Below are 16232 nucleotides of genomic sequence, written 5' to 3'. Positions count from 1 at the left end.
CTTCGGGGTTCTGCTAGATCCAGCGGCGGCGGGCGGCTTGCACGCCCGCCTGGAACCGGGTCTGCGCGCCGAGAGCTTCCATCAGCGCGCGGACCCGGCGCTGGGTCGTCCGGGGACTGATCCGCAGGTGCCGGCTGATCTTGTCGTCGGTCGCGCCACCGGCCAGCAGGAGCAGAATGTCCCGATCGGGCGACCGCAGCGCCGGGAACTCGCCGCTGAACGGCAACCCCGGCATCGGGATCGCCAGCGCCCAGAGCATCTCGAACGTGGCGATCAGCCCGTCCAGCAGCCCCGACGAGCGGATCAGCAGATGCGACTCGGCCGGGGCCCGCTTCGTCAACCCGATCAGTGCGGTGTCGTCGTCGCCGACGGCCATCTTCATCGGGACCTGAGCCAGCACCCGGCCGCGCTCCCCCGCCGACTGCAGCTCGGGCAGCACCCCCATGATGTCCTCGCTCTCGAACACCTCCGTGCCGTAGATCGCCCGGTAGCCGACTCCTTCGCTCAACCGCTTCAGCTCCAGTGCCTGCTGACTGGACGGTGGCGTCGCATACGGCGGCCGATCGAGCACCCGTACTTCGCGCTTCGCGTTCTTCTGCAACTGCTCGTAGGTCTGGAGCAGGGTCGGGCCGTCCTCGATCAACTCGACCTGATTCCCCGTCAGCACGGGTTTGCCGCGGGAACCGCGCAACTCGTCGGCGACACTGCGCAGCCTCGACAGCTGCGCGTCCAGCTCGTCCAGCGGATCGCTGGCAGGCGACTCTGCCACCTGTTCCTCTTCGCCCCGCACTGCCCACCCAATCCATCCGCGCTCGCACCATCTGCCCTCCACACACTAAACCGGATCAGTGACCCCTGACAGCGTTGTCTCGCGCCCGGTCAGGGATCGCAGCCGAGGCACGGCCAGCCGCGTCCGCACCGCGCGCACAGACCGTCCACTCCGGGAGCCGGAAGCCACAGCCGCCCGGTGCTTCCCGGAGCGGCACGCTGAGAGCCGCTCTCAGGTGGCGCTGTGCGAGCGGCCTGCTGGGAGCCGCTGTCAGGTGGCGCTGTGCGAGCGGCCTGCTGGGAGCCGCTGTCCGGCGGCGCTGTGCGAGCAGCACGCGGGGAGCCGCTGCCCGGCGGCGCTGTGCGAGCAGCACGCGGGGAGCCGCTGCCCGGCGGCGCTGTGCGAGCAGCACGCGGGGAGCCGCTGTCCGGGGGCGCTGTGCGGTGCGAATCCGAGCCGTGTGAAGCGGCGGTGCGGGGAGTGGACTGCTGCTGGGTGAGCTGGTGGGTTGTGGCAAGCCAGTGGATCTGGGTGCGGCCGTTGCGACCGTGCACGGCCAGGACGGCCTCGATGCCGTCGTCCCACACCGACGTGGCCGGCCAGCGGCCACGCCAGCGCAGTGTCACTGCTCCGTCGGACCACTCGACTCCCTCTGCCAGCGTGCCCGTGCCACGCACGCCGGACACATCGGTGTGCCGGACGAGCTGGAAGAGCCGCGGCTTCTGCTGCGTCGTGTTCTGTCGCTTCACTCTTGAAGCCTCACCGACGCGAGCCGCGCCCACCAGGTGTGATCTGTGGGCTGTCCAAGCAGCCCACAGTCCACTGGAGCCCACTGAAACCCCTGTAATCCAAGGAGCCTGGCGCTGTGCACTGTTTTGTCGGTAGGCCCTTGTAGCGTCCCCGGTGCGCACCGCAACCACCAGGCGCGACCAGTGAGCCGGCCTCCGTAGTCGAAGGGGAAGTCGGCCCACAGCTCGAACGGGGGAGGATCCTGTGGCTGAGGCAGCGTTCGGCGTGCAGTTGAGGCAGTCCCGGCAAGCGGCCGCTCTGAGTCTGCGGCAGCTCGCGACCCGGGTGGGATACGACCACAGCTACCTGTCCCAGGTGGAGCGTGGACAGCGGCCGGGCTCGGCTCACCTCGCCCAACTGTGCGACCGCGAGCTGAACACCGGCACCACTCTCACGACCGCCTACCAGCAAGCCCAGCGGGCGCAACCGGTTCCCCAGCCACCGGCGGCCGCGTACCAGCTTCAGCCGCTCCGCCACCCGGTCGAGCAGGCGATGAGCGCGGACCTGCTGGAGGCGGTCAGGCACGGACTGGTCGACTCCTACGGTCAGGCACGGCCGGAGGAGGAGTGGAACGCAGTCGTGGCCGACCTCGCCGTCGCCTTCACTACGACTCCGCCCGGCGAGCTGCTCCCAGAGCTGACCGCCCACCTGCAGTTGTTGCCTGCCGAGCGGTCGGCCGGCAGATCGGCGACGCACGCAGTACTGGTGACTGAGCTGAGCATCCTGGTGGCGCTCACCCTGACGGCACTCGGGCAGAGTCGAGCCGCCGGGAGATGGTGGTGGACCAGCCGCACCTCTGCTGACAGTTCCGGCGAGCGGTTGGCCATGAGTCTGGCCAGGGGCTGGGAGGCGTCCGGCGGGGTGACCGGAAGCAGGCCGCTCGGTGAGCTGTTGACGCTGGCTGACGAGGCGGTCGCGCTCGGGATCCCGGTTGACGACGCCGCTGAGACGAGCGATGGGGTCGTCGGTGGCAGGTCAGGCTGTCTGGCTCAGGCCTACGCTGCCCGGGCACTGGTTCTGGCTCAGCAGGGGTCGGGGGCAGCTGCCTGGAAGGCTGTGGAGGACCTTCTCACCGTGACTGACGAGACAGCGGGCGATCATCAGACGAGCGGGCTGTTCGACTGGCCGGCGTACAAGGTGCACGGTGTCGAGGGTCGGGTCTGTGCAGAGCTGGGATACCCGGCCGCCGGCTACGTGGTCCTGGAGCGAGCACTGGAGCTGTGTCCCCCTGGGCGCCTCGTCGAGCGGGCAGAGCTCGAGCTGCGTTTGGCACGTTGCCTCATGGTGGACGGCGAGGTCGCGGCCGGTCTTGCGCTGGCGATGCGCGTGCTGGTGGAGCTGCCCGACCAGTGGCACACGCACTACCTGTACGACGAGGCCGGCCGCGTGCTGTCCGCAGTACCGGGCAAGGAGCTCGGGCGAGCTGCCGTGCGCGATTACCGCGAATTACTGGGTCGCAGGCCGTATCTCAACCGCAGTGTGGGCAGCGGGTCGAGCTCTGCCTGGTCACAGGGGTAGCGTGCCGAGAGTGACGAGTCAGAACGGGACAGCAGCAGTGGCAGACGCTTGGAACTTCGAGGTGGAGCTGGCGAGCGCGCCGGCGACGACAGAGGCGCGGACGGCGGTACTGACCAAGCCCGGCTTCGGGCAGTCGTTCACCGACCACATGGTGCTCGCCTCGTGGACGGACGAGCTCGGCTGGCATGACCAGAAGGTGACGGCGTACGCGCCGCTGAAGGTGAGCCCGGCCGCCGCTGTGCTGCACTACGCGCAGGAGATCTTCGAGGGACTCAAGGCGTACCGGCACGAGGACGGCTCGGTGTGGGCGTTCCGTCCGGACATGAACGCGGCAAGGTTCAGCCGGAGCGCACAGCGGCTTGCTCTGCCACAGGTGTCGCAGGAGGACTTCATCGCGGCGCTGCGTGCGCTGGTGACCGTAGACGAGGCGTGGGTGCCTCCGGCGGGCAGTGGTGAGACCAGCCTTTATCTGCGGCCGTACATGATCGCCACCGAAGCAGCACTGAGCGTCCGTCCTGCGCGTGAGGTGCTGTTCGGCGTCATCGCCTCACCGGCCGGACCGTACTTCGACACCGGTCCCAAGCCGGTCTCCATCTGGCTGTCGGACACCTCGATCCGCGCGACCCCGGGCGGCACCGGAGCAGCCAAGTGCGGCGGCAACTACGCCGCTAGCCTGGCCGCATTGGCCGAAGCGACCGAGAACGGCTGCAACCAGGTGATCTACCTCGACGCGGTCGAGCGCCGCTGGATCGAGGAGAGCGGCAGCATGAACGTCTTCTTCGTGTACGCCGACGGCCGGATCGCCACGCCGGAGCTGTCCGGCTCGATCCTCGAGGGTGTCACCCGCGACTCGGTCCTGGACATCGCCGCAGACCTCGGCCACAAGGTCGAAGAGCGTCGCATCTCGGCCGACGAGTGGCGCGACGGGATCCGCAGCGGCGAGATCACCGAGACGTTCGCCTCCGGTACGGCGGCCGTGATCACGCCCATCGGCCGGGTGGCCTGGACCGGCGGGGACCTCACCATCGGCGACCACACGGTCGACGACGGCGTCGGCCCGGTCACGGCCTCGATCCGAGCCGCCCTCCTGGACGTCCAGTACGGCCGCACCCCCGACCCGCGAGGCTGGCTGACCCGCCTCACCTAACCCGGCCGGCCGCGCCGGAGGCCGGACCGCCAGGCCACCAGTACTGCGCCCACCTGGCGATCCGGTTGGCCGATGCACGCTCAGCGGCGGCCAACTGTCGCCACGTCGACGCCGTACTGATGTGCTGGCGGTCCGCAGACTTGGCCGGCGGGCCGGCGTACCGCCAGCACACACGCTGGTGGGCGATCCGGCGGCAGACGCGCGGTGGCGATCCGGCGGCATGCCGGCCGCGGCTGAGTGTGGGCGGCCGACGCGCTGGGGGCTGGTGAGTGCCGGATGTCGGTGGCGGCGCATAGATTGGCGGCATGGCAGAGTCCAAGGCGACCAAGGCAACGAAGACGGTCAAGGCGGCCAAGGCCAAAGCGAAGACGCCGGCCATCGAGCTCGAGGTCGGCGAGCGCACCGTGCGGATCTCGAATCCGGACCGGGTCTACTTCCCGGCCCGCGGTGAGACCAAGCTCGACCTGGTCAACTACTACCTCTCGGTCGGCGACGGAATCGTGCGAGCGCTGCGCGAGCGACCTTGCATGCTGCACCGGTTCCCGGAAGGCGTCGCCGGCGAGAAGGTGCACCAGAAGCGGCTGCCACACGGCGCACCTCCGTGGATGGAGACCGTCCGCGTGCACTTCCCGCGGTACAACCGCACCGCCGACGAGCTGTGCGTCACCGAGCTCGCGCACGTGGCGTGGGCCGTGCAGATGTCGACGGTCGAGTTCCACCCGTGGAACTCCCGTCGCGCCGACACCGAGAAGCCCGACGAGTGGCGGATCGACCTGGACCCGATGCCGGACTGCCCGTTCGACCGCGTACGCCGGGTGGCGCACGTCGCGCGCGAGGTGCTCGACGACTTGGGCGCGACCGGCTACCCGAAGACCTCGGGTGGCTCCGGCATACACATCTACGTGCGCATCGAACCGGAGTACGGATTCTCGGACGTACGCCGCGCGGCGCTCGCGTTCGCACGCGAGGTGGAGCGGCGCGCGCCCGAGGACGTGACGACGACCTGGTGGCGCAAGGATCGCGACCCGTCGAAGGTGTTCGTCGACTTCAACCAGAACGCGAGAGATCACACGATCGCCAGCGCGTACTCCGTCCGCGGCAACCCGGAAGGCACGGTCTCCACACCGATCCACTGGGACGAGGTCGACACCGTCGACCCGAAGGCGTTCACCATCGCGACCGTCCCGGCCCGCTTCGCCGAACTGGGTGACCTGCACGCGACGATCGACGACTCCGCCTACTCCCTCGACACCCTGATCGAATGGGCCGAACGCGACGAACGCGAAGGCGCCGAGGTCCCCCCACCACCAGAGGAATAGCGGTCCCCGATCCCCCATCCCCAGGGCCTGAACACCGGGGTCGCCGACGCGCGTACAACCTCGGTTGGAAACTCGCCGACGGACGCGAGGAAGTGCTCGCGACGTACGAGACCGAACGGCGTACGAATGCTGCTCGGGTGCTGGGGATCAGCTCGGAGCTCATGCAGAAGCACCTGGACGGTGACGAGTCCGCGCTGGAACGCGGCGAGAACGTCCGCCAGCTCGACATCAGCTACCGCGACCCGTCCGACACCGGCCCGATCACCCGCGGCGACCGCGCGCCGGACTCACCGCTGATCGATGCTGAGGGCAACAAGTTGCGTCTTTTCGACCTGTTCCGCGGGCCGCACGAGACACTGCTGCGCTTCGCCCCGTCCACGACGACGGAGCACGCGCACGAAGTGACCGTAGTACGGACCGCCGCCCGGCCGGGCGCATACCTCTCCCCCGAGGCCTTCGACCACTACCACGCGAAGGACGGCGACGAGATCCTCATCCGTCCCGACGGGTACCTGGCCTAGCCTCGGTGCTGGGCACCGTATTGCGGGCGCATGCCGGTGGCGGGCGGTGGCCTGACAAGATCTCTTCGTGCAGCTGAATCGAGACGACGCCCTGGCTCGGGCAATCAAGTTGGCGACGGCGGGCCGACGCGCGATCCTCGGCGTCACGGGAGCGCCGGCGGCCGGCAAGTCGACGTACGCCGAGCAGCTCACCGCCGAGTTGACCGGCCTCGGGCACGCGGTCGCTCTCGTGCCAATGGACGGGTACCACCTCGCGCAGTCGGCTCTCGAGGAGCTGGGATTGGCTGCCGTCAAGGGGGCGCCGCAGACGTTCGACGGGTACGGGTTCGTGGCGTTGCTCGAGCGATTGAGGAAGTCGGCCGAGGAGACGATCTGGGCGCCGCGCTTCGACCGTGAACTGGAAGACTCGATCGCGGCGAGCATCCCGGTCGCGCCGGAGGTGAGCCTGGTGATCACCGAAGGCAATTACCTCTTGCTCGATTCGATGCCCTGGGCAACGGCTCGGTCGTTGCTCGACGAGGTCTGGTACGTCGAAGTCCCCGACGACCTCAGGCTCGAGCGACTCGAGGCCCGGCACCGACGCTACGGCCGTTCGGCTGAGGAGGCCCATGAGCGGACGTACGGCAGCGACGAGGCGAACGCGCGACTGATCGCGGCCACCAGGGCCGCCGCCGACGCGGTGATTCAACTGGCCTGAGGGTGCTAGCTTTGAGGCAGCACCTGAAACAAGTTTTGGACAGTCCGTCGGCGACCGTTGAGCGCAGAGTTCGAACCGCTCAGCGGACAAGGTTTCGAGAATCGCCGAAATGGTTCTGACATGACCCTCCGAGCGGGATAGTTTCGAGATCCCCCCACGTGTGGAGGTCCCACTCCCCCCGGGACCCGCACGGGCGAGTGCCCCGATCCATGGTCGGGGCATTCGTTTTTTCCCGGCGCCTGCTGGGGCAGGTTGGTGGTGGACGTGTCGGTGCCGAGGGTGGGTGCGTCAGCGGGCGATTCGTCGCGCCGTGTAGTCGTCGTAGCTGTGCGTAGAGGAGTTCGCGCGAGCACGGAGTACGGGTAAGAAAGTTGTTCTGAGCCTGTCGAAATCGGGGTGCCTGATCCGACGTATCAGTGAAGGCACCTACCAGGCAAGGAGATCGAGATGTCCGAGAACACCACCCGTCAGATGATCGTCACCATGCTGGCCGAGGGGAACCCGGTGTGGTTCGTCGCGGCGATGGTCAACATGCGCAGCCATGACGTGTACGAGATCGGCAGAGCCGCCGGGTACCCCGACAAGGCCAAGCTCCGCCGCGCCGTCTGGGCTCAGCAGAACCGCGCGAACCGTCGTACCGCCGCTGCTCAGGCCGCTTGATGCGCCCGGCCGCCACCACCCGCCGCGCCCCGTAGTACCGGTGTCTCAAAGTGACACCTCCGGGGCGCCGGCGGTGGATAGCATCGAGCCGTCGCATCCGATCGTCGCCTAGGAGTTCCGTCATGATCTTCATTACGGCCAAGTTCCAGATCTTGCCTGAGCACGCCGACAACTGGCCGGAGATCTCCGCCGACTTCACCGCCGCGACGCGGAACGAGGACGGCTGCCTGTGGTTCGACTGGTCCCGGTCGCTCGACGACCCGAACGAGTACGTCCTGGTCGAGGCCTTCCGCGACGGCGACGCCGGCGGAGCCCACGTCCAGTCCGACCACTTCAAGGCGGCGCAGCAGAAGCTGCCGCCCTACCTGGCCTCGACCCCGAAGATCGTCAACTTCGAGGTCCCGCAGTCCGACTGGTCCGAACTCGGCGAAATGTCCGTCACCCGCTGATCTTCTCCCAGCCGTGGATTCCCACCGACCGCGCGGAGCTTCGGTGGAAGGCTTGATTCAGGCTCTGAAGTACTTGACGATCTGGCCGAGGTCCTCGGTTGCGGCATCGGGGTACGCCGTGAGGCGGTCGTGGATAGCGCGGGCGATCGGAAGGTCGGCGGCGTCGACGGCGAGCGCGACGTCCTTCGCGGCCAGGCGGACCGGGAAATAGGCGCCCTCGGCGAAGGCCCGGCCGGCGAGTCCGGCCAGAGGTGATGCGGCCATCGCGCGCTTGACCTGGTCCTCCGGGAGGCCGAGTGCGTCCGCGAGGGCAACAGCCTCGCCGATCAGTGCCACGCCGTTGACCACAGCATTGATCATCACGAGTTTGAGCGCGGCGCCCGTGCCCACCGCGCCGGTGCGGTTGACGCTGCCGAACTCCTCGAGCAGCGGCATCACCTCATCGGCGTCGCCGCCCACGAACAGCGACAGCTCCCCACTCGCCGCCCGGTCGATGCTCCCCATCACGGGTGCGTCGACCAGCGTCACCTCATCGGGCAGCAGGTCTGCAACTTCCTGTACTGCGGCCGGTCCGATCGTCGATGCCTCCACCAGTACCGCGCCGGGCTTCAACTTAGCCGTGAAGGAAGCAACCACCTCGCGCACCGCGGCGGGGTCGGCCAGCATGGTCACGACGACATCCGCATCCTGTACCGCCTCCGCCGGCGAAGCGGCGACGGCAGCGAAACCCTCGGTTCGGCCGGGCGAGCGGTTCCACACCGTCAACGGGTAGCCGGCCGCGGCGACCCGCCGCGCCATCGGCGCGCCCATCGAGCCGAGTCCGAGGAACGCGATCTTGCTGTTCTTGTCCATGTCGGCAACGCTAGCCACGCTCGACCGATGTGAGTAGCGAATGTCTAGCATAGAAGCCATGCCTGTCCAGCATGACTTCTCCACCCCGCTCCTTCGCGTCTTCGTCGAAGTCGCCCGCCTCGGTTCCTTCACCGCCGCCGCACCGGTGCTCGGCTACACCCAGTCTGCGATTTCGCGACAAATTTCAAGTCTTGAAGAAGAGGCCGGTACGGCATTGTTCGACCGCCTCCCGCGCGGAGTACGCCTTACTGAGCCCGGCCATCGGTTGCTCGCTCACGCCCAGGCCGTCCTCGATCGGCTGGATGCCGCGCGCCGAGAACTCGCCGACCTGCGCGACCTGGCGACGGGCCGGTTACGGGTAGCTGCCTTCGCCACTGCCGACGCCGCACTGGTCCCGCATGCGGTCGCGGCGTTCCAGCAGCGTCACCCCGGAGTTTCGGTGTCGCTGCGGGAAGGGTTCACTCGGGAGCTACTGGCGCTTCTTGGTGCGGGCGATGCCGACGTCGCGGTGGTGAGCTTCCCGGGGAGGCAGCATCTCGATGGGTTCGAACTGCGCAAGATCTGCGACGACTTCATGTACGTCGCGTTGCCTGCTGACCATCGGCTCGCGGGACGACGTCAGGTACGGCTGACGGATCTTCGGGACGAGGAATGGATCGCCGGGAGTTCCAACCCGGAGGACACACTGATCAGCGCCTGTCTGCGAACCGGCTTTCAGCCGCACATCGGGTTCGTCGCCCGGGACTGGATGGCCAAGCAGGGGTTCGTTGCTGCGGGCATCGGTATCACGATGGTGCCGTCGCTGGCGGCCGATGCGGTACGGCGGGACGTCAAGCTGGTGTTGATTCATCCGGACGACATCCCACCTCGCCAGGTCTACTCGGCGATCACCAGTGGCTTCACCCCGTCGCCGGCAACCAGCGCCTTTCTCGACTTACTTCATCGCTGAGAAAGCCAACGCGGCCGAGCTGCCGCATCCGGTACCGCGTGACTTTGAAGGTGCCGAGCGCTTGGTCGAGGCAGTAGGCCGAGACCTCGAAGGTGCGGAGCGCTTGGTCGACGCAGTAGGCCGAGACCTTGAAGGTGCGGAGCGCTTGGTCGACGCAGCACGCGGAGACCTCGATGGAGACGATGGGGCGATGGACCGGCATCGCAGTCAGCACACCCTCTAGGGCAGCCTCTTCGGCGAGCGGATGCTGTGGACCACTTGGACGCCCGACGACGCCTCCAGGCGGGCACTGCTCAGACAAGCGGATCTACAGTGGCCGGGTGAGTAGTGGGCGGCGCGAGATAGCGGTTGCGGTACTGGTGTTCGACGGGGTTCGGTTGTTGGACCTCACTGGGCCGTTAGAGGTTTTCGACGTGGCTGCGGCGCTCGGTACGGGACACCGGGTGACGGTGTGCTCGCCGGGTGGCGCGGACATCACGACGTCGGGTGGCTTGCGTATCGGCGTACAGGCTGATGCTGCTGCCTTGTCGGCGGTGGACACGCTGGTTGTTCCTGGCGGCGAGCGCCTGGTGCACGAACGTCCGGATGCTGCACTGCAAGCTGCGATCGCTCAGTTGGCCGCGGGTGCACGCCGGGTCGCGTCTGTCTGCTCGGGTGCTTTCGCACTCGCCGAGGCCGGATTGCTGGACGGGAAGCGTGCCGCGACCCACTGGCGGCACATCGGCACTCTTCGGCGGCGCTTTCCGACCGTGACTGTCGACGAGGAGTCGATCTATGTGCGCGACGGGCGGGTACTGACCTCGGCCGGCGTCAGTGCGGGGATCGATCTTGCGCTGGCTCTCGTCGAAGAGGACGCCGGTGACGTCGTGGCGCATGAGATCGCCAAAGACCTTGTGGTGTTCATGCGTCGGCGTGGAGCACAACCGCAACTGTCCGTCCCCGCACGGACTCCCCGACCGCGCCGCGATCCCCTTCGCCTGCTCTGCGACGAGATCGCGGCCGATCCTGGGACCAATCACAGCCTGGCGAGCATGGCAGCTCGGGCCGGGTTGAGCGAACGGCACCTCAGCCGGCTCTTCAAAGCGCAGACCGGAATGACGCCGACTGCCTACGTCCTCTCCGTACGCCGGGAGGCCGCGCTCGCGTTGGTCGAAGCCGGCGAAACCCTCGGTGCCGCAGCACGGCGCAGCGGAATCGGCAGCGAAGAAACGCTTCGCCGAATCCTCCGCACCGGCCGCGACTGACAGGTCAGCGCCTGCGGCCCCACCGACGGCCAGAGGTCCCGAGACCGGCCAGATGCAAGGCGATGCAGAGCAGTCCGGCCATCAGCAGCGTCTGCGGAGTGAACGCGTCACTCACGTGCGCGTCGGCCCAATCCAGAATCAGTGCCAACCCGAAAATCACTGCGGCAATGATGGCGAACATCGATATCTCCCAACAAACAATGGCGGACGGGGCGGCTCATCTAACTGCCTATCTGGTACCCACCACAAGACCGAACCGAAACCCTGGCCGGACCAACATCAGATTGTGCTCATCGGCGGGATGGCGGCGAATGCCGAGAACCACCGAGGCGGCTGCGAAGGGGTGCCGGTGAGGGGCCAGCGTCGATCGTCAGCGCGTCCGCGCGTCGGCGCCTCCGTGCGTCGGTCGTCGGCGCGTCCGTGCGTCGATCGTCGATCGTCGGCGCATCGGTCGTCGGCGCGTCGGTGCGTGGGTGCGTCGGTGCGTCGGTGCGTCGGTGCGTCGGTGGCGGAGAGTACGGGGGCGGCCGACGGTGCGACCGAGCGACTGAGGCGGAGGAGTTGGAATTCGGGGCCGGCGAGGCACTCGGCGTACGGGGTCTGGGGCGCCGCGTATTCGATGCCCGCGGCAACCACGGCGTACTGTGCGGGATGGCCGGCAATCGGTCAGGATTCAAGAAGTCAGCTGGCCCGGGCGCTCGCTAATCTCGTGGACATCAGAAGTCGCCACGAGAGGAACTGCGATGCCGAAGACCACGAAGACCGCCACCGCCGAGAAGTCCTACGACGGCTTCACCGAGGAAGAGCGGGCCGCGATGAAGGATCGCGCCAAGGAGCTGAAGTCGACCACGCGCCGCTCGAGTGCGAAGAAGGTCGACGGTGAGACCGAAGTACTCGAGAAGATCGCCGAGCTGTCCGAGCACGAGCGCCCGATGGCCGAGCGGATCCACGCGATCGTCAGGGCCAGCGCGCCGGCGCTGGAACCGAAGCTCTGGTACGGAATGCCCGCCTACGCCAAGGACGGCAAGGTCGTCTGCTTCTTCCAGAGCGCGTCGAAGTTCAAGGCGAGGTACGCGACGCTGGGCTTCAACGACCCCGCCAATCTCGACGACGGCAGCATGTGGCCGACCGCCTACGCCTTGACCGAGCTGACCGCCGCCAACGAGGCCAAGATCGCCGAACTGGTCACCCAGGCAGCCAGCTGATCCGAGGTGGGTCGGCTGCGACGCCGGGAGCTAGTCGGCGTCGGGCACGGGGAAGACGAAGCGGAATTTGCCATTGCCCGGACCCTCGAAGCCAGGGTTCTCCCAGGAGAGCTCAGTGGTGCAGTCGTTCGAGTCGGTGCGGGTGGCGGACAGCCTGACGACGACCGGCCCCTTGCCGGCGGGGACCGCGACCTTCTTGAATTCGAAGTCGTCGCGGTTCGCCAGAGTGCCCGATGCCAGCAGAGTGCCGTCGGCGTACACCTGCCAGTCGACCTTGGACGAACAGCCGTGCTGGTGCAGAGCGCCGGAGAGCGTCTGGGCATCAGGCGCGTCGACTGTGAACCGGGTGTTCACCGTCGCCCCGCGGGCCAACTCCCAACTGCTGTAGAGGCTGGTGCCGCTGGTCGAAGTGTCCGGCCGGTCACCGTCTCGATAGGTCGCCGGATAGTCGGCCAGTTCGCGCCAGCCGATGTAGATGAACAACCCCGCGATCACCGCGGCAACCACTCCGGCGCCGACGAACCATTCGCCGGCCGTGTAGCCGACGAACACAAACACGAAGACGATGATGAGCCCCGCGAGGACCAGGCCCTCGCCGTACACGAGTTCCGCTGGGACCAGCTCTGCCACCCCAGGCCCAGCCTGCATCACAGCCCACCCCGATCGGACACCCACTCCGGATCGCCGTCCACACCAGTGAGTATCCCGCCACAGGGTGTCATCGCACGCCCGCTTCAAACCGCTGGCTTCCGAGGTCTGGTTGGCCTCATCGGCTGGCGCAGGGTGGACGCATAGAGCGCGTTGAGGAGGGCGGTGCGGCAGCGGACGCGCTGGCGAGCTGGCGAGCTGGCGAGCTGGCGAGCTGGCGAGCTGGCGAGCTGGCGAGCTGCACCGTAGCCGGGCCAGCGCAAAGTTCCAGGGCAGATTGTCGGCGCCGTCCTGGGACATCCGGCGGTGATCACGTCGTGGCTCAGGAGCTTCGGCGACACCGCAGCCGCCGGGCGGTCGAGCCGCTGGTGCGCGAGCCGCTCGTGCGATAGTTGCCTAGGGCCCGGATATCTTCTCCCGTGCCCGGGCGCGCTCATTCCACCGGGCAGCGATTCCCTCGAGGGAATTGCTCACGGCCGGCTCGCGTCGAAAGCTCTTCGGTATGAATGACGACAAAACCCTGACCGTCGGCGTGTTCGTGCCGACGGCAACAGCGCTCTGGTCCGATCACCGGGACCCCCGCGAGGCCATCGCGTTCGGAGTACAAGCCGAGAAGGCCGGGCTGGACTCGTTGTGGGTCACCGACTCGCTTCTCACGCCGCGGCTGGAGGCGTTGACCGCACTGGCCGCCCTCGCCCCGGTGACAGACACGGTGACCCTTGGCACGGCGGCGCTGCTGCCGGCGCTCCGATCCCCCGTTCCTGCCGCCCAGACGCTCGCCTCGGTCGACCTGCTGTCCGGCGGCCGGCTGACGCTCGGCGTGGGAGCAGGTTTCCTGGCAAGTTCGGCGAGCCGGTGTATGCGATGGGCGAGGCGCTTCAAACGGCTCGACGAGATCGTGGCGCTGTGGCGCGAGCTGTGGACCCGGGAGGAGCCGTTCGCGTTTCACGGCGAGGTCCTCGACTTCACCGACCTGGTCCCGCAGACGCCGACCTCCCGGCCGTCCGGCATCCCGATCTGGCTCGGCGGCGCCACACCGGCAGCCTTGGCGCGTACCGGACGACTGTACGACGGATGGCTGCCCTATCCCCCGGATCCGGCCGACTACGCCGCCGGCCTGACCGCGATACACGCCTCGGCCGAGGCTGCCCATCGCAGCCCGGATGCAATCGACCCGGCGCTTTTCGTCAATGTGCTGGTGACATCTGCCTCGGACGGTGGCCGGTCGGAGCTCGACACCTACTTCCGCGGCACCTACGGCTGGCCGATCGAGCAAATGGAACAACTCCAGGCCCACGCGGCCGGAACACTCGATGCGGTGACCGAGAAGCTCACGCAGTACGTCGCGGCCGGAGCCCGCAAGGTGGTGATCCGCATCGCCGCACTCACCATCGACAGCCAGTTGGCGCAGCTCGAACACCTCACCAAACTCAGGTCCCGGCTGAACTCAGTTGTGGTCGGCAACCACTGGCCCGTTTCGAGGAGGAATGCACTCACTTTCGACCAACTATCCTCCGACGCTGGCGCCCTTTCTGCTGATCGGAGAAGGACGCTGGGGTGACGAGATTCGACCGTAGGGTCTGATTGTGCACATCGTGAAAGCCGCTGGTGGCCGTTTGCTGGCGACCGAGGAATGGGGGCGCCCCGACGGCCGGCCGGTCCTCTACGCGCATGGGACTCCGATGAGTCGGCTGGCTCGCTACCCGGACGGCCAGTTGTTCGAGGCGCTCAACGTGCGGCTGATCACCTACGACCGGCCGGGTTTCGGTGCGTCCAGCGTCGCTCGCGGCCGCCAGGTTGCCGACGCTGCCGCCGACATGTCAGCCGTATTGGATGCCTATGGCATCGATCGGTTGCCGGTCTTCGGGGTTTCGGGCGGCGGTCCGCACGCGCTGGCTTTCGCGGCAAGCCATCCGGAGCGGGTGACAAGGGTCGCCACCCTGGCAAGCCCGGCACCGTGCGACGCTGCGGGGCTGGACTGGTTCGCAGACATGGTGGAGATGAATCGCGACAGCGCAACCGCAGCGCTCGCGGGACGGTCCGCGCTGGCGGAGCACTTTGCCAACAGCGGCTCCTTCGACCTCGCCGAACTGCTGCCCGATGCCGAACGCGCAGTACTGCAGCGGCCCGAAGTAGGCGCCATGCTGACCGAGGCGTACGCCGAAGCCGTGCGTCCCGGGATCGACGGCTGGATCGACGACGAACTGGCGTTGTTCGGTCTGCCCTGGGGATTCGCTCCGCAGGAGATCGCCGTACCGGCCTTCATTTGGCACGGCGGCGCCGACCGGATCATTCCGCCGACCCACGGTCGGTGGCTGGCCGAGCAGATCCCTTCGGCCGTCCACCAGGAACAGCCGGAGGCCGGTCATGTAGGTCATTTCGACGCCACCCCGGCGATCCTGCGGTGGCTGCTGTCGGACGACGCCGCTGGATCCGAGGCCTGACGGTCGGCCATCGGCTTCTCGCCGACGAGGGTGCGAGCTTCGTAGTACGGGCGCGTGGGGTAGGACTGGAGCCATGGGTCAGCGGCCGGAGTACGGGAGTCGGGTGTCGGTTGCGTCGCTCAACACTCGCGGGACACCGCTGCTCGGTTCGAGGCTGGCGGAGCGCTATCGGGCGATCGGCGAGTACTTCGAAGCCGGCGACGTGGACGTCGTCAGCTTCCAAGAGGTCCTCACCTATTGGCATCTGCGGCAACTGACAGCCGGACTTCCCTCCTTCCGGTACGCCGGCTACCGGCCGTCGGCCCTCGGACCGGCCGGTGGCTTGGTCACCATGTCGCGGCGTCGGTTGGTCGGCACGGTTTACCAACGCTTCCCTCGGCTGCCGGGCCGATCGGCTGCGGCGCTCCCCCGCCGGTCGCGGTTGACGGCGCCTTGGAAGGGCAGCTTGATGGTTCGCCTTGCTGAGCCCTCTTTGCGAGTCATCAACACCCACTTGCTCGCGAACTTCGACGCGGACTGGACCGAGCAGAGCCGGTACTACGAAGTGCATCGCCACCAACTCGCGGCGCTCACGTCCATCGTCGAGTCGATTGATGGTCCGCTCGTCGTCACTGGCGACTTCAACATCAGCCGGGACAGCTCGCTGTTCGCTGAGTTTGTGGAGAAGAGTCGGCTTGCGGACGCTTTTGAAGACTGCCCGCCGACTTTTCACCCGGAGTACCTGGGCCCTGGGCAGAGGGCTCATTGCATCGACTTCCTGCTGTTCTCGCGCAATTCGCTCCGGGCGGAGAAGGCGCACCTGATCTTCACCGACAAGGTGCCGATGAAGAACGGCGCGGGTTTCGCATCCGACCACCTGGGGTTGACCGCAACGGTGGGGACAAGGGAGTCGTAGGCGTGGGGCGGGTGCCTGGCATTGCCGTGGGCGACGAGCTGGGCTGCGACGCGGATCGGCGTCGAACAGATTGCTAACGCTTGCGCCGGTGTCCCCATTGCGTGCGCGTACGTGCCTTTGCGGCAA

18 protein-coding genes are annotated in these 16232 nt (G+C 67.7%); 13 read left to right on the top strand and 5 right to left on the bottom strand.

Annotated elements, in window-relative coordinates; genetic code table 11:
- Positions 1 to 13: 13 nt before the first annotated feature.
- A complete protein-coding gene (locus EV138_RS26315) occupies positions 14 to 769 on the bottom strand; it encodes a helix-turn-helix transcriptional regulator (RefSeq protein ID WP_133981419.1) in 756 nt (251 codons plus the stop codon).
- Positions 770 to 879: 110 nt separating this feature from the next.
- Positions 880 to 1518, bottom strand: coding sequence for a hypothetical protein (locus EV138_RS37715; protein WP_202866828.1), 639 nt, complete (start codon positions 1516 to 1518; stop codon positions 880 to 882).
- A 244-nt stretch (positions 1519 to 1762) separates the two neighbouring features.
- On the opposite strand from EV138_RS37715, the gene EV138_RS26305 reads away from it, so the two are divergent.
- The 7 genes from EV138_RS26305 (at position 1763) to EV138_RS26275 (ending at position 7869) form a co-directional block, all read left to right on the top strand.
- A complete protein-coding gene (locus EV138_RS26305; protein WP_133981418.1) occupies positions 1763 to 3076 on the top strand; it encodes a helix-turn-helix domain-containing protein in 1314 nt (437 codons plus the stop codon).
- A 10-nt stretch (positions 3077 to 3086) separates the two neighbouring features.
- Entirely contained in the window at positions 3087 to 4223 is a 1137-nt protein-coding gene (locus EV138_RS26300; RefSeq protein ID WP_439649011.1) for a branched-chain amino acid aminotransferase, read from the top strand.
- 305 nt (positions 4224 to 4528) lie between these two features.
- Positions 4529 to 5542, top strand: coding sequence for a non-homologous end-joining DNA ligase (gene ligD / locus EV138_RS26295; RefSeq protein WP_202866827.1), 1014 nt, complete (start codon positions 4529 to 4531; stop codon positions 5540 to 5542).
- A gap of 92 nt (positions 5543 to 5634) precedes the next feature.
- Positions 5635 to 6063: an FAD-dependent monooxygenase gene (locus tag EV138_RS26290; RefSeq protein ID WP_133981416.1), complete on the top strand. Its 429-nt coding sequence runs from the start codon at positions 5635 to 5637 to the stop codon at positions 6061 to 6063.
- Positions 6064 to 6130: 67 nt separating this feature from the next.
- Complete coding sequence (locus EV138_RS26285; protein ID WP_133981415.1) at positions 6131 to 6760, top strand: nucleoside/nucleotide kinase family protein; 630 nt, start codon at positions 6131 to 6133, stop codon at positions 6758 to 6760.
- 447 nt (positions 6761 to 7207) lie between these two features.
- A complete protein-coding gene (locus EV138_RS26280; RefSeq protein WP_133981414.1) occupies positions 7208 to 7420 on the top strand; it encodes a hypothetical protein in 213 nt (70 codons plus the stop codon).
- Between the two features lie 122 nt (positions 7421 to 7542).
- The gene (locus tag EV138_RS26275; protein ID WP_133981413.1) at positions 7543 to 7869 is read left to right on the top strand and encodes a putative quinol monooxygenase; all 327 of its coding nucleotides are present in this window, start codon (positions 7543 to 7545) and stop codon (positions 7867 to 7869) included.
- A gap of 57 nt (positions 7870 to 7926) precedes the next feature.
- On the opposite strand, the gene EV138_RS26270 is transcribed toward EV138_RS26275, so the two are convergent.
- Entirely contained in the window at positions 7927 to 8721 is a 795-nt protein-coding gene (locus EV138_RS26270; RefSeq protein ID WP_133981412.1) for an NAD(P)-dependent oxidoreductase, read from the bottom strand.
- A 58-nt stretch (positions 8722 to 8779) separates the two neighbouring features.
- Here EV138_RS26270 and EV138_RS26265 point away from each other — a divergent pair, with 58 nt between their 5' ends.
- Positions 8780 to 9670, top strand: a complete 891-nt coding sequence (locus EV138_RS26265) for a LysR family transcriptional regulator (protein WP_202866826.1) — start codon at positions 8780 to 8782, stop codon at positions 9668 to 9670.
- Positions 9671 to 9990: 320 nt separating this feature from the next.
- Positions 9991 to 10914, top strand: coding sequence for a GlxA family transcriptional regulator (locus tag EV138_RS26260; RefSeq protein WP_202866825.1), 924 nt, complete (start codon positions 9991 to 9993; stop codon positions 10912 to 10914).
- A gap of 4 nt (positions 10915 to 10918) precedes the next feature.
- Here the strand turns inward: EV138_RS26260 and EV138_RS37390 are convergent, their stop codons facing one another.
- A complete protein-coding gene (locus EV138_RS37390; RefSeq protein WP_166678686.1) occupies positions 10919 to 11095 on the bottom strand; it encodes a hypothetical protein in 177 nt (58 codons plus the stop codon).
- A gap of 562 nt (positions 11096 to 11657) precedes the next feature.
- Between EV138_RS37390 and EV138_RS26250 the strand changes: the two genes are divergently transcribed.
- Positions 11658 to 12119, top strand: a complete 462-nt coding sequence (locus EV138_RS26250; RefSeq protein WP_133981410.1) for an iron chaperone — start codon at positions 11658 to 11660, stop codon at positions 12117 to 12119.
- A gap of 30 nt (positions 12120 to 12149) precedes the next feature.
- On the opposite strand, the gene EV138_RS26245 is transcribed toward EV138_RS26250, so the two are convergent.
- Positions 12150 to 12767 carry a hypothetical protein gene (locus EV138_RS26245; protein ID WP_133981409.1) on the bottom strand — a complete coding sequence of 206 codons (618 nt, stop codon included), beginning with the start codon at positions 12765 to 12767 and terminating at the stop codon, positions 12150 to 12152.
- A gap of 502 nt (positions 12768 to 13269) precedes the next feature.
- Here EV138_RS26245 and EV138_RS26240 point away from each other — a divergent pair.
- The 3 genes from EV138_RS26240 (at position 13270) to EV138_RS26230 (ending at position 16106) form a co-directional block, all read left to right on the top strand.
- Entirely contained in the window at positions 13270 to 14328 is a 1059-nt protein-coding gene (locus EV138_RS26240; protein WP_133981408.1) for an LLM class flavin-dependent oxidoreductase, read from the top strand.
- A gap of 25 nt (positions 14329 to 14353) precedes the next feature.
- A complete protein-coding gene (locus EV138_RS26235; RefSeq protein WP_238158361.1) occupies positions 14354 to 15211 on the top strand; it encodes an alpha/beta fold hydrolase in 858 nt (285 codons plus the stop codon).
- A 73-nt stretch (positions 15212 to 15284) separates the two neighbouring features.
- Positions 15285 to 16106: an endonuclease/exonuclease/phosphatase family protein gene (locus EV138_RS26230; protein WP_133981407.1), complete on the top strand. Its 822-nt coding sequence runs from the start codon at positions 15285 to 15287 to the stop codon at positions 16104 to 16106.
- Positions 16107 to 16232: the final 126 nt, after the last annotated feature.

It is taken from the genome of Kribbella voronezhensis, from assembly GCF_004365175.1.
Lineage (GTDB): Bacteria > Actinomycetota > Actinomycetes > Propionibacteriales > Kribbellaceae > Kribbella > Kribbella voronezhensis.
Note: the sequence above shows the minus strand (reverse complement) of the source record. Positions and strands in the feature narration are given on the sequence as shown.